This is a genomic window from Pseudomonas sp. RA_15y_Pfl2_54 (genome assembly GCF_963971015.1).
Lineage (GTDB): Bacteria > Pseudomonadota > Gammaproteobacteria > Pseudomonadales > Pseudomonadaceae > Aquipseudomonas > Aquipseudomonas baetica_A.
Genome location: NZ_CAXAPN010000028.1, coordinates 52,303 through 65,822, shown reverse-complemented (window position 1 = coordinate 65,822; position 13,520 = coordinate 52,303). Strand labels below are relative to the sequence as shown.

Annotated in this window: 11 protein-coding genes and 2 pseudogenes; 7 read left to right on the top strand and 6 right to left on the bottom strand. The window is 58.5% G+C overall.

Annotated features, from left to right (window positions below; translation table 11 throughout):
* Positions 1 to 28: 28 nt before the first annotated feature.
* Entirely contained in the window at positions 29 to 733 is a 705-nt protein-coding gene (gene treR / locus AACY50_RS19940) for a trehalose operon repressor (protein ID WP_339432841.1), read from the bottom strand.
* A 238-nt stretch (positions 734 to 971) separates the two neighbouring features.
* Between treR and treP the strand changes: the two genes are divergently transcribed.
* From treP to tadA, 7 genes are all read left to right on the top strand, one after another.
* Entirely contained in the window at positions 972 to 2,414 is a 1,443-nt protein-coding gene (treP, locus tag AACY50_RS19935; protein WP_339539043.1) for a PTS system trehalose-specific EIIBC component, read from the top strand.
* A gap of 28 nt (positions 2,415 to 2,442) precedes the next feature.
* Positions 2,443 to 4,095, top strand: a complete 1,653-nt coding sequence (gene treC, locus AACY50_RS19930; protein WP_339432843.1) for an alpha,alpha-phosphotrehalase — start codon at positions 2,443 to 2,445, stop codon at positions 4,093 to 4,095.
* A 97-nt stretch (positions 4,096 to 4,192) separates the two neighbouring features.
* Entirely contained in the window at positions 4,193 to 5,416 is a 1,224-nt protein-coding gene (locus AACY50_RS19925) for a maltoporin (RefSeq protein WP_339539042.1), read from the top strand.
* Positions 5,417 to 5,478: 62 nt separating this feature from the next.
* On the top strand, positions 5,479 to 8,016 hold the full coding sequence (gene ptsP / locus AACY50_RS19920; protein WP_339432845.1) for a phosphoenolpyruvate--protein phosphotransferase: 2,538 nt from the start codon (positions 5,479 to 5,481) through the stop codon (positions 8,014 to 8,016).
* A gap of 2 nt (positions 8,017 to 8,018) precedes the next feature.
* Positions 8,019 to 8,309 (top strand): PTS glucose transporter subunit IIB, encoded by a 291-nt coding sequence (locus AACY50_RS19915; protein WP_339432846.1) that lies wholly within the window; start codon positions 8,019 to 8,021, stop codon positions 8,307 to 8,309.
* A 117-nt stretch (positions 8,310 to 8,426) separates the two neighbouring features.
* Entirely contained in the window at positions 8,427 to 9,803 is a 1,377-nt protein-coding gene (locus AACY50_RS19910) for a multicopper oxidase family protein (RefSeq protein WP_339432847.1), read from the top strand.
* Complete coding sequence (gene tadA, locus AACY50_RS19905) at positions 9,803 to 10,300, top strand: tRNA adenosine(34) deaminase TadA (RefSeq protein ID WP_339539040.1); 498 nt, start codon at positions 9,803 to 9,805, stop codon at positions 10,298 to 10,300. Before AACY50_RS19910 ends, tadA begins: the two co-directional genes overlap by 1 nt.
* A gap of 70 nt (positions 10,301 to 10,370) precedes the next feature.
* Here the strand turns inward: tadA and cmoB are convergent, their stop codons facing one another.
* The 5 genes and pseudogenes from cmoB to AACY50_RS28840 all read right to left on the bottom strand — a co-directional run.
* Positions 10,371 to 11,327, bottom strand: a complete 957-nt coding sequence (cmoB, locus tag AACY50_RS19900) for a tRNA 5-methoxyuridine(34)/uridine 5-oxyacetic acid(34) synthase CmoB (RefSeq protein ID WP_339539039.1) — start codon at positions 11,325 to 11,327, stop codon at positions 10,371 to 10,373.
* Positions 11,324 to 12,067, bottom strand: a complete 744-nt coding sequence (gene cmoA / locus AACY50_RS19895) for a carboxy-S-adenosyl-L-methionine synthase CmoA (protein ID WP_339432850.1) — start codon at positions 12,065 to 12,067, stop codon at positions 11,324 to 11,326. The genes cmoB and cmoA overlap by 4 nt, the downstream gene beginning before the upstream one ends.
* Positions 12,068 to 12,223: 156 nt before the next feature.
* Positions 12,224 to 12,718, bottom strand: coding sequence for a hypothetical protein (locus AACY50_RS19890; RefSeq protein WP_339432851.1), 495 nt, complete (start codon positions 12,716 to 12,718; stop codon positions 12,224 to 12,226).
* A gap of 128 nt (positions 12,719 to 12,846) precedes the next feature.
* Positions 12,847 to 12,978 (bottom strand): annotated as a pseudogene (locus tag AACY50_RS19885) (lysoplasmalogenase); the annotation flags it as partial.
* A 2-nt stretch (positions 12,979 to 12,980) separates the two neighbouring features.
* Positions 12,981 to 13,083: pseudogene (locus AACY50_RS28840) on the bottom strand (carboxy-S-adenosyl-L-methionine synthase CmoA); the annotation flags it as partial.
* Positions 13,084 to 13,520: the final 437 nt, after the last annotated feature.

Here is a 13,520-nt window from a genome sequence, read left to right as displayed (position 1 = left end):
GCACATTGCCGTCGAAAACGTGCTGCGGTCAGCGCCGTGCCACGTCGGAGAAGTAGAACTTGTCCAGCGTGTGCCGGGACTCGGTGTACTCGAACTGCCGACCGTCCTGGAGGAAAGTCTGGTTGCTGACCACGATCACATGGCTTTGCTCATCGAGATCAAGGTGCAACTGATCATCCTTGCTGCGCGGCACCGCCTCGATGGTGCGTTGGGCGTAGGCGATCTGCAGCTGCAAGGTCTGTTCGATGTAGGCGTAAATCGACTGCTTGGCGATATCGAGGGACAGGCCTGGAATCACCTCGGTAACGAAATGGTTGATGTCGAGAATCACCCGTTTGCCGTCGATGCGCCGCACCCGTTTGACTCGCGTGATGGGGCTGCCGGGCTCGGCGTTGATGTGTTCGAGCAGAGCACCTTCCAGTGTGATTTGCGTCAGTTCGACGACTTCGGTGCTGACGTCGTTGCCCAGTCGCGGATAGGTTTCCTGGAAGCTGACGATGCCGCCGAGCTGGAACTCGATCGGGTTGGTCGACAGCACGAACGTACCTTTGCCATGGATCTTCTGGGCGAAACCGCGCTCCTGAAGTTGCTCGATGGCCTTGCGTACGGTGCCGCGGCTGGCCTGATAGCTGTCCATCAGTTCGGTTTCCGAAGGCAGACGGGCGCCGCGTTCCAGGCGTTCAGTCGTGATGCTGGCCAGCAGATCGCTATAGATCCGGTTGTATTTGCTCATGGGTAGGCTGCTCTGTGCCGACTGTGCTCAAAACGTCGAACCTTAAGGGCAGGGTAGGGCTTTGTCCATGTGGGGAATGGAAATCACCCAAGGGTAGGGTAGGAAAATTCGCTGCCGATCTGACGGGAATATGCAAAAACAAACTCGTCTGTACGAGTTGTTGCATTAACTCGTACAGACGAGTATTTTTCGCTTCGGCGTGCTGCCAATAACAACAATTCACGGTGGAAGAACAAGCATGAGCCATGACTATCCGAACATCGCCAGCGAGTTGCTGCAAAGCCTCGGTGGCAGCGACAACCTCGAACAAGCCGCGCATTGCGTCACGCGCTTGCGTCTGGCCCTGAAGAATCCCGGCCTGGTCGACAGCGCCACGCTCAACCAGATCGATCTGGTCAAAGGGTCGTTCTTCACCGGTGGCCTGTATCAGGTGGTGATCGGTCCGGGTGAAGTGGAAAAGGTCTACGCCGAATTGCGCCGACAGACCGGTCTCGCCGCAGCGACCATCGCCGACGTTAAACAGAAAAGTGTCGAGAAGATCAACGCCATGCAACGTCTGGTGCGGGTGTTTTCCGATGTGTTCATGCCCATCCTTCCGGCGCTGATCATTGCCGGTCTGCTGATGGGCATCAACAACCTGCTGGGTGCCAAGGGCATGTTCATCGAAGGGCAGACCCTGCTGGATGCCTACCCGAAACTCGACGGGCTCTGGAGCCTGATCAATCTGATGGCGAACACCTCGTTTGTGTTTTTGCCGGCGCTGGTGGGCTGGTCGGCGGCCAAGCGTTTTGGCGGCAGTGAAATCCTCGGCATTGTGCTCGGCCTGATGCTGGTTCATCCGGACCTGCTCAACGCCTGGAACTACGGCAAGGCCGTGGCCGGGCTGGACGGCCAGCAAATGCCGTACTTCGACATCCTTGGTCTTTTTCAAATAGAGAAAGTCGGCTATCAGGGGCAGATCCTGCCGATATTGCTGGCCGCCTATGTCATGAGCGTCATCGAAAAATGGCTGCGGGCGCGCGTGCCCAACGCGGTGCAGTTGCTGGTGGTGCCGATCACCACCATCGTCGTCACCGGCGTGCTGGCGCTGGCCGTGATCGGCCCGGTGACGCGCCACATCGGCATCCTCATCACCGAAGGCGTGGTCATGCTGTTTGACCTGGCACCGATGGTCGGCGGGGCGATATTCGGACTGCTGTACGCGCCACTGGTCATCACCGGCATGCACCACATGTTTCTCGCGGTCGATCTGCAATTGATCTCGACCCAAGGCGGCACCTTCATCTGGCCGATGATCGTCATGTCGAACCTCGCCCAAGGCAGTGCTGCGCTGGCGGTGTTCTATATGACGCGCAACGCGTGGGACAAGAGCATGGCGTCGACCTCGGCGATTTCCGCGTATTTCGGTATCACTGAACCGGCCATGTTCGGGGTCAATCTGCGCTACAAGTTTCCGTTCTATGCCGCACTGACGGGGTCGGCAATGGGCTGCATCTTCCTGTCGCTGAACAAGGTTCAGGCATCGGCCATCGGCGTCGGAGGCCTGCCCGGTTTCATCTCGATCATTCCGCAGTTCATCCCGATGTTTGTGATCGGGATGGTCATCGCCATGGTTGTTCCGTTTGTTTTGACCTGTGCACTGAGCATGAAGATTGTCCGGCCTGGATATCGGGTTGCCTGACGCTTCCATTTATTGAAGGAATTGAGCCATGCAAGACTGGCAACGTTCGGTGATCTACCAGATCTACCCGAAGAGTTTTTACAGCCACGCTGGCAACCCGACAGGTGATTTACTCGGGATCGTGGCCAAGCTCGATTACCTGCATTGGCTGGGTGTCGATTATTTGTGGATCACCCCATTCCTGCGCTCGCCGCAACGGGACAACGGCTACGACATCAGCGATTACTACGCGATCGACCCGAGTTACGGCAGCATGGCCGATTGCGAGTTACTGATCGCCGAAGCCGGCAAGCGCGGGATCAAGCTGATGCTCGATATCGTGGTCAACCACACTTCGATCGAACACGTCTGGTTCCAGCAGGCGCGCAGCAGTCTCGACAATCCCTATCGCGACTTCTATATCTGGCGCGATCAGCCGAACAACTGGGAGTCCAAGTTTGGTGGTTCTGCCTGGGAGTACGAAGCCCAGACTGGCCAATACTTCCTGCACCTGTTTGACCACACCCAGGCTGATCTGAATTGGGATAACCCCAAGGTGCGCGCCGAAGTGTTCAAGATGATGCGCTTCTGGCGGGACAAGGGCGTGGGTGGTTTCCGTCTGGACGTCATCAATCTGATCTCCAAACCGGCAGATTTTCCCGAGGACAACAGCGACGGCCGACGCTTCTATACCGATGGCCCGAACGTCCACGAGTACTTGCAGCAGATGCACCGCGAAGTCTTCGAAGGGCACGACCTGATCAACGTCGGCGAGATGTCGTCCACCCGCCTGGAACACTGCATTCGTTACTCGAATCCGCAATCAAAAGAACTGTCGATGACCTTCAACTTTCATCACTTGAAAGTCGATTATCCGAACCTGCAAAAGTGGGTTCACGCTGAATTCGATTTCCTGCAGCTCAAGCAGATTCTGTCTGACTGGCAGACCGGCATGCAGGCCGGTGGTGGCTGGAACGCGCTGTTCTGGTGTAACCACGATCAGCCGCGCGTGGTTTCGCGTTTCGGCGACGACGGCGAGTATCGGGAACTCTCGGCGAAGATGCTCGGCACCGCGCTGCACTGCCTGCAGGGCACGCCGTTCGTGTATCAGGGCGAAGAACTGGGGATGACCAATCCGGGTTTCGAGCATATCGATCAGTACCGCGATGTCGAAACGCTGAACATCTTCCGGCTCAAGCGTGAAGCGGGAGCCAGTGATGTCGAGAACATGGCGGCGATCATGCAGAAGTCCCGTGACAACGGGCGCACGCCGATGCATTGGAACGCCGAGCCCAATGCCGGTTTCAGCCGTGGCGAGCCGTGGATCGGGGTGCCGGCCAATGCCGCGCACATCAACGTCGCCAACCAGCGCGATGACCCGGAGTCGGTGCTGCATCACTACCGCCATTTGATTGCGTTACGGCGCACAGAGGCGTTGATCTCAGAGGGCGTCTATCGACAGTTGCTGCCCGAGCACAAGCAGGTCTGGGCCTACCTGCGCGAAGGGACGGGGGAGCGCCTGCTGGTGGTGAACAATTTCTATGGCACACCGTGTGACGTCGAACTGCCGATAGAGATCGACGAGTCGCTGAGCCAGCGGTTGTTGATAAGTAATTATCCGCACTGTCCATTGCGCAATCGACGGGTGAGTTTGCGACCTTACGAATCGTTCGCCCTGCATCTGATCGACCCTGACACCTAACCAAAAACAGTGTTTCAAAAAACACGCAGAACCCTGCGCGGGAGAGTTTTGCGCGCCGATTTCATGCAATCACACAACAAAAATAATGGGGTGGCTTATGAAAACAACAATAAATCGTAGCCTTGCAGTCGCAGGTTTTTGCCTGGCGTTACCACAAACATCACAAGCGCTGGAGTTCGGCGGTTACTTGCGCAGTGGCGTCGGCAGCTCGACCCAGGGCGGTGGCCAATCGTGTTTCCAGTTGCCGGGCGCGCAGACCAAATACCGTTTGGGCAACGAGTGCGAACAGTATGGCGAGCTTGAGCTACGCCAGGATTTGTACACCCTCGACGACGGCTCGGTGCTTAGCGTTGATGGCATGGCCTCGCTGTACAACCGCTACGACCGCCGGCCCACGTTCAAGGACGACAACGGCTCGATTCGCCTGCCGCAGGCCTACGCACAGTGGTCGAAGCTGCCCGCGCTCAATGGCGGTTCACTCTGGGCGGGCCGCCGCTACTACAAGCGTAATGACATCCACATTTCCGATTTCTACTACTGGAACCAGAGCGCTACGGGCGGCGGGATCGAGGATGTGTTGATCGGCGACCTGAAATACAGCTACGCCTTCTCGCGCAAGGACAACCTGTACCAAAAGGACTACATCAACCGGCACGACTTCAACGTGGCCGGTTTCAATACCAACCCGGGCGGTCAGCTTGAGTTCGGCTTGAGTTATATCGACAAGCCCGATAGCCGTGACGCCCACAGTGGTTGGGCAATCACCACTCAGCATGTGCAGAAGGACTTTCTGGGCGGCAAGAACAAACTGGCCCTGCAATATGGTGAAGGCCCCGGCACCGGGCTGGGCTACACCGGCAACGTCAAACTGGACGACAGCAATAAAAGTTATCGGATCGTCGAGTTTTTCGACTGGCAGGTAACGCCGCGTTTCGGCGGGCAGTTCGAGGCGGTGTATCAGAAAGACATTCGCCCGGACGGTGCTGACCAGAACTGGATTTCTCTGGGCGTGCGCCCGACTTATGCGTTCACCGAACAGTTCAAACTGGTGACGGAACTGGGCCACGATCAAGTCGAAGCGCCGGGCGGCACGCGCAAGCTGAGCAAGTTCACCGTTGCCCCGACCTGGTCACCCAAGGGCCCGGAGTTCTGGGCGCGCCCTGAGGTGCGTCTGTATTACACGTACGCCACCTGGAACGAGGCCGCCAAACGTGCGGCCAATGAACTGGCCCAAGGTTCGGCGCTGTCCGACACCGGTGCCTTCGGCAGTGCACGCCACGGTGCGAACGTCGGATTGCAGGTCGAATACTGGTGGAAATAAGCGATGCTGGTGGGGCGTCGCGCTCCATCGGCACTTCAAAGAACAAAACCGCAGGTGACGTCATGGCCACATCCCAACCATTACAACTGCTGGCGCCTTTGGCTGGCGTGCTGATACCGCTGGATCAAGTGCCGGACCACGTGTTTTCCAGCCGGGTGATCGGCGACGGTCTGTGCATCGATCCGACGTCGTCGACCCTTTGCGCACCGCTGGCTGGAGTGGTCAGCAACGTCCAGGCCAGCGGGCATGCCGTGAGCATTACCGATGACAACGGCGTTCAAGTGTTGCTGCACATCGGGCTCGATACGGTCAATCTTGCAGGCCAGGGGTTTACCCGCCTGGTCGAGGAAGGCCAGAGGGTTGAGGCCGGGCAGGCGCTGATCGAATTCGATGCCGATTACATCGCGCTGCACGCCCGCAGCCTGATGACCCTGATGCTGGTGGTCAGTGGCGAGTCATTCACCTGGCTGACCGCGCCAACCGGTCTCGTTGACCCCGGCCAGCCGTTGTTGAGCCTCGCCACTTGCGGGGCGACCGGCGAGGCCCCGGCGGCCGCTGAAGGCGAAAGGTTTTTCTGCGCACCACTGACATTGCCCAATCTCAATGGCCTGCATGCGCGTCCGGCGGCAGTGTTCGCTCAGGCGGCAAAAGGCTTTTCAGCAAGGATTTATCTGCACAAACAGCAGGCTGAAGCCAACGCCAAGTCATTGGTGGCGATCATGGCGTTGCAGACCGCTTTGGGTGACCGTGTGCAGGTGAGTGCGGTGGGCGAAGACGCTGAAGCCGCGATCAACACGCTGTCCCGATTACTGGCCCAGGGCTGTGGGGAAGCGGTGGATGTGAAGCCTGATGCGGTGCAGGTCGAGGCGGTCGAGCCTGAGGCCCTGACGGTCATGCGTGGGGTCTGCGCATCACCCGGTTCGGCATTGGGCCAAGTGATGCAGATCGTCGAGCCAACGCTTGACGTGAAAGAGTTCGGCGCCGGGGCGCATTTAGAGCGCGAAGCCCTCGCCAATGCATTGATCGAGGCGGATATGGCCTTGCAGCACCTGCGCGACACCGCCACGGGTGACGCGCAGGCAGACATTTTCAAGGCTCATCAGGAACTGCTCGAAGACCCGGGTCTGCTCGATCAGGCTCAAACGTTGATTGCCGAAGGCAAAAGTGCAGCGTTTGCCTGGCGCGCGGCCACGCAGGCAACAGCGACACTTTTCCAGCATCTCGGCAGTCCGTTGCTGGCCGAAAGGGCGGCGGATCTGGTCGATGTGGGCCTGCGCGTCCTCAAGCTGATCCTCGGGGTTCGTGAGAATGCGCTGGAGCTGCCGGAGGGGACCATTCTGATCGCCGATCAACTGACGCCGTCCCAGACCGCCGGGCTCGATACAAACAAAGTATTGGGGTTCGCCACGGTTGGCGGTGGAGCGACCAGTCACGTCGCGATTCTCGCCCGCGCCTGTGGCTTGCCGGCGATCTGCGGGATGCCCATGCAAATGCTGGCGTTGGTCAGTGGCTCGCGCGTGTTGCTCGATGCCGACCGGGGCGAGCTGCACATAGACCCGGATCCCGTGGCGATCAATGAATGGCAGATCAGGCATGATCAACAACGCCAGCGCCATCAACACGAACACGCAAACGCAACGCAGGCAGCCTGTACCCGCGACGGGCATCACGTCGAGGTGACGGCCAACGTTGCCTCGCTGAGTGAGACCGAGCAGGCGATGACCCTGGGAGGCGCCGGTGTGGGGCTTTTACGTTCGGAGTTTCTTTATCTGGATCGCAATCACGCACCCACTCGCGACGAACAAGTATCGACTTACAGCGCCATCGCCCGGGCTGTGGGGCCATCGCACAATCTGGTGGTGCGCACGCTGGATGTCGGCGGCGACAAACCGCTGGCCTACGTGCCGATGGACAGCGAAACCAACCCGTTCCTGGGGCTGCGCGGGATTCGCCTGTGTCTGGAGCGCCCGCAGCTTTTGCGCGAGCAGTTCCGGGCCATCCTGGGCTGTGTCCATCTGACGCGTCTGCACATCATGTTGCCGATGGTGGCGCAGCTCTCGGAGCTGCATCTGGCTCGGCAGATGCTGGAGCAGGAAGCGCTGGCGCTGGGCATCGTTGAACGGCCGAAGCTGGGAATCATGATCGAAGTGCCGGCGGCAGCATTGATGGCCGACGTGTTTGCGCCGCATGTGGACTTCTTTTCGATCGGCACCAACGATCTGACGCAATACACGCTGGCCATGGATCGCGATCATCCTCGTCTGGCCAGCCAGGCGGACAGCTTCCATCCCTCGGTATTGCGCCTGATTGCGATGACCGTGAAGGCTGCGCATGCCCACGGCAAATGGGTCGGCGTCTGTGGTGCGATGGCTTCTGAACGCTCGGCTGTGCCGTTGTTGCTCGGACTTGGCGTGGATGAGCTGTCAGTGAGCGTGCCGCAGATTCCGGCGATCAAAGCCGCAGTGCGCGAGTTGGATCTGCTCGACTGCAAGGCCATTGCCGAGCAGGTGCAGGGGCTTGAGAGTGCTGAAGACGTGCGCGAGGCGCTGCGTCTGTATCACGAGGCGACGGTCGATACTTTACGGGCACTGGAGAATTGAAAATGTTCGATAAATTGCAGACGGCGTTCTGGAAAGCACTGACCCCGGATCTGGTGGCAGACGAGCCGCCAGTACAGGCCGAACCTGTTGGCGGCCTGAGCACAGAGATCGTGGCGGCGCTGGGGGGAGTGGATAACCTCCAATCCCAGCAACCAGCGGCGTTGACCCGGGTGCGTGTGGCGTTGCGTGATGTATCGCGTATGGATCGTGAGGCACTGAGCAATGCCGGTGTTGCGGGCGTCATGGAACTGGAGGACGGCGTCATCCACCTGATTACGGGGCTGCGGCCATAGGGCTGTAGATGATGTGCGGCCTAAGGTCACCCTTACTGTTTCTCATCCGCAGGTGTATCGTATTCGCCTTTTACGGGCCTTCAGGGTCTGTCGCTGATACGTGAGGTAGTTGAGTTCATGTCCTTTACCCGTCGCCAAATCCTCGGTGGCCTGGCCGGTCTTGTTGTCGTTGGTGTGGGAGCGGGGGGCGCGTCGCGTTACTGGCTGGGCAAAATGGCTGACGCTCAAGCGGGTCACGACTACGAGCTGATCGCCGCGCCTTTGGACGTGGAGCTGGTGCCGGGGCACAAGACCGAGGCTTGGGCGTTCGGCCCGTCGGCGCCGGGCACTGAATTGCGCGTGCGTCAGGGCGAATGGCTGCGGGTGCGTTTCATCAATCACTTGCCGGTCGCGACCACCATTCACTGGCACGGCATTCGCCTGCCGCTGGAAATGGACGGCGTGCCCTACGTTTCGCAGTTGCCGGTGTTGCCGGGTGAATACTTCGACTACAAATTTCGTGTGCCGGACGCCGGCAGCTACTGGTATCACCCGCACGTCAGCAGCAGCGAAGAGCTGGGGCGCGGGCTGGTCGGGCCGCTGATCATCGAAGAGCGCGAGCCGACCGGGTTCAAATACGAAAAGACCCTGAGCCTGAAGAACTGGCACATCGACGAAGAAGGCAATTTCGTCGAATTCAGCATTCCCCGTGAAGCAGCGCGTGGCGGCACGGCCGGGCGCCTGTCGACCATCAACGGCGTGCCAACGCCAGTGATCGAATTGCCAGCAGGGCAGATCACTCGGGTGCGACTGCTCAACCTCGACAATACCCTGACTTATCGCATCAACATTCCCGGCGTCGAAGCGCAGATCTACGCGCTGGACGGCAACCCGGTGGAGCCACGTCCGCTGGGCAAGGAATACTGGCTTGGCCCGGGCATGCGAATCTGCCTGGCGATCAAGGCGCCCGCAGCCGGTGAAGAGCTGTCCCTGCGCAACGGTCCGGTGCGTCTGGGCACCCTGCGCTCGGTGGCCAACACTGATGCTCCGACCGAGTGGCCGAAGGCCTTGCCGGCCAACCCGGTGGCCGAGCCGGACCTGGCCAATGCCGAAAAACTCAACTTCAATTTCGAATGGGTCGGTTCGGTGTCGGTCAACGTCGACAACGGCAAGCCACCGAGCCTGTGGCAGATCAACGGCAAAGCCTGGGACATCACTGACAAGACCTGTGCGGATCGGCCGATTGCCACCCTGAAACTGGGGCAGAGCTATATTTTCGAGCTGAAGAACATGACCCAGTATCAACACCCGATCCACCTGCACGGCATGAGCTTCAAGGTGATTGCGTCGAATCGGCACAAGGTCATTCCGTATTTCACCGACACCTACTTGCTTGGCAAGAACGAGCGTGCGCAAGTGGCGTTGGTGGCGGATAACCCGGGTGTGTGGATGTTCCACTGCCACGTCATCGACCACATGGAAACCGGCCTGATGGCCGCCATTGAGGTGAAGTGATGCGCCAGATTCGCCCCGCAGCGATCATCGACCGCAGCCGTGATCAGGACTTCATGCGCGAAGCCCTTTCCCTCGCCGCGCAAGGCGCCGCCCTCGGCGAAGTGCCGGTGGGCGCGGTGCTGGTGCAGGACGGCGAGATCATCGGTCGCGGCTTCAATTGCCCGATCAGCGCCAGTGACCCGAGTGCCCATGCAGAAATGGTCGCGATCCGCGCCGCCGCTCAGGCGGTGAACAACTATCGCCTGCCGGGCAGTACGCTGTACGTGACGCTGGAACCGTGCAGTATGTGCGCCGGGCTGATCGTCCATTCGCGCATTGCGCGGGTGGTGTATGGCGCACTGGAGCCTAAGGCCGGGATTGTGCAGAGCCAGGGGCAGTTTTTTACCCAGGGCTTTTTGAATCATCGGGTGGTGTATGAAGGCGGGGTGCTGGCGCAGGAGTGTGGCGCGGTGCTGACCGAATTCTTCCGGGCCAGACGCGCAAAACCATCTGAATAAACACAAGACTCAATGTGGGAGCGAGCAAGCCCGCTCCCACAACGGGATCTCCGTTGCTTGGGAGATGGGGTTATTTCTTCGCGACGATAACAGCGCGCATCGGCGCCGGCAGTCCTTCGATCGTCTTGCTGTGATCTTCGGGGTCAAGGAAGTCGCTCAACGACTGATACTTCATCCATTCAGTGCTGCGCTGCTCTTGGATGGTGGTGGTGCTGACATCGACGCAACGAATATCGGTAAACCCGGCACGCCGCAGCCACAACTCCAGCGCCGGCACCGACGGAAGGAACCACACGTTGCGCATCTGCGCGTAGCGGTCTTCCGGCACCAGCACCTGGTGCTTGTCGCCTTCGACCACCAGGGTTTCCAGCACCAGTTCGCCACCCTTGACCAGACAGTCCTTCAGCGCCAGCAAATGCTCGATCGGCGAGCGACGGTGATAGAACACGCCCATGGAAAACACCGTGTCGAATCCTTCAAGGTTCGGTGGCAGGTCTTCAAACGGGAACGGCAGGTGCCAGGCATTCGGCTCCGACAGGTAACGCTGCACAGCCTGGAACTGGCAGAAGAACAGCCAGTTCGGATCGACGCCGATCACGCTGTCCGCACCGGCACCGAGCATGCGCCACATGTAATAACCGTTGCCGCACCCGACATCGAGGATGCGTTTGCCTTTCAGATCCAGATGCGGTGCGACTCTCGACCATTTCCAGTCCGAACGCCATTCGGTGTCGACGTGCACGCCAAACAGATCGAACGGCCCCTTGCGCCATGGCGACAAGCCCATCAGCGCGGTGTGCATTTGCGCGCGGGTTGCATCGTCGCAATCGGTGTCCAGCTTCAAGCCGTTGAGCAAATCGACGTCGCTCGGCTGGATCTTCGGCAGCGCGTCCAGCGCACTTTGCCAGCGCTCCAGATCGCCGTGGCCCTTCTCCATTTTCTTGTCGAGTTGTGCTTGCAGCGTGTTGGCCCAGTCGGCCAGCGGAGTACCTGCCAAGCGGCGGGCGAGGGGGGACAGATCAATCATGGCAAGGCAATCAACGAGGCAAAGTTAAGACACTGGAACCACGGCACGACTTTCGAGAACCCGGCGGCTAACAGGCGCTCGCGGTGTTCTTCAAGGCTGTCGGGCTTCATGACGTTTTCGATGGCGCTGCGCTTCTGGGCGATTTCCAGTTCGCTGTAGCCGTTGGCGCGTTTGAACGCGACGTGCAGATCGGTGAGCAATTCGTGCTCTTGAACATCGTTGAAGCGCAGCTTCTCCGACAGAATCAACGCCCCGCCCGGCAGCAGCGATTGGCGGATGCGCGACAGCAACGCCGTGCGCTGATCCGGGGCGATGAATTGCAGGGTGAAGTTCAGCGCCACTACTGAAGCAGGCTGGAAGTCGAGGGCGAGAATGTCGCCTTCGATCACTTCGACTGGCAGCAACTCCTGGAACATCGAATCCTGACCGTTAAGGTATTCGCGGCAACGCTCAACCATCGCCGCCGAGTTATCCACCGCGATCACCCGGCAACCATCGGTGCGCACGTGACGGCGCAAGGCCTGAGTCACGGCGCCGAGCGAAGCACCGAGGTCGTAGAGCACGCTGTTCGGTTGGGCAAATTGCGCGGCGAGCACACCGAGGTTTTCGACGATGGTCGGGTAACCCGGCACCGAGCGCTTGATCATGTCCGGGAACACCCGCACCACGTCCTCGTTGAAGGCGAAGTCAGGCACCTGGGCCAAAGGCTGGGCGAAAATGCGATCGGGGTCTTTGCTCACGGCGGTTTCCGGCGGTGTCGGTGGAAAAGGCCGGCATTTTAGCCAAAGTGGCGCGGGGATGCTTGGGTTGTCTGATGAAACGCGGGAAAGGCCATTGAGGAAAGCTGAATGACCCTGCTCTGGGATTGAGCGAGGTCATTCATCATTTAATGCGGATTACTGAGGTTGCAGTAAGACGATGTAAGTGGACTTGCCGGAAATTTTTAACTCTTGATTACGGTTGTTGACACCCTTGAAATCAAAGCCAATCTGGTAATGCAGTTTTTCTGAGGTCACTTCGATTGCTTCTACCGTGAAGGTGCCGCTTTTCGCTACATATGAGTATGAGGTAATGAAACCAGGAATAGTTCCGGTTTCAAAATAATAGGAATGTTCGAAAGGAAAGCCTGGATCGCCAACTGGATAAGTGCCGGATTTAATCGCCTTATCGAATATAAGCACCAGACCCTTTTTAGTGCGATTTGAATAATCCTGAGTATTTGCGCGAGTCACCAAAGCGATCAGGTCGCTCGCGGTGTCGGCTTCAAATTGAACAATTTGGCTCTCAAATTTTACGCGGTCTGAGACCGTTGCATATGTTTCAGCACTGACTGTGATGATGGGTTCTGCAGTGTTGGCAGAATTTGAGTTTTTGCTTTTGAAGAAGCTCATGGGATCCATCCTTGTATTAAACGGTGAGTTGTGGACGCCATGGAATGCTAGGATGGGTCAAATAAACAAACCACTGTCAGATCTGACAGGTTTTTATAATGTTTCGAGATAGAAATTGCACTTTTTAGTTAAGGTGTTCCGAATAGTCGGCGTGTTTTGCCAAACGCTGAGGCTGCAATACCCCATTGTCCCAACCAATAACTGATGATGATCACGTACGGCGCCCCGTGGAAGGGCGATACGAAACGATCAATGCCGATCCGTTGAAGGCGAGGTCAGGCACCTGGGCCAAAGGCTGGGCGAAAATGCGATCGGGGTCTTTGCTCCCGGCGGTTTCCGGCGGTGTCGGTGGAAAAGGCCGGCATTTTAGCCAAAGTGGCGCGGGGATGCTTGGGTTGTCTGATAAACCGTGGGAAAGCGCCTTGAGGAAGGCGGAATGACCGGGGCCGAAGCGTATGGTCTGGTCATTCATTATTTGAAGCTGATTAAACAGGTCGCAGTAATACGATGTAAGTGGAGTCGCCCGCGATTCTCAGTTCCTGATTACGTGCATTGACACCCATGAAATTAAACTTAAATCGGTAATGTAGTTTCTCGGGAGTAGCCTGCATGACCTCTACAGTGAAAGTTCCGCTTTTTGCATAGTAGTTGAAAGAGGTAGTCGCGCCAGAGATGACCCCCGCTTCACCGTAATAGGCCTTCTGGAAAGGAAACTCAGGATCAGTAACAGAGTAGGTGCCAGGCTCAATGTTCCTATCGAACGTGAGCCCAATGCTTTTTGCACTTTGATAGGTGGGACCCC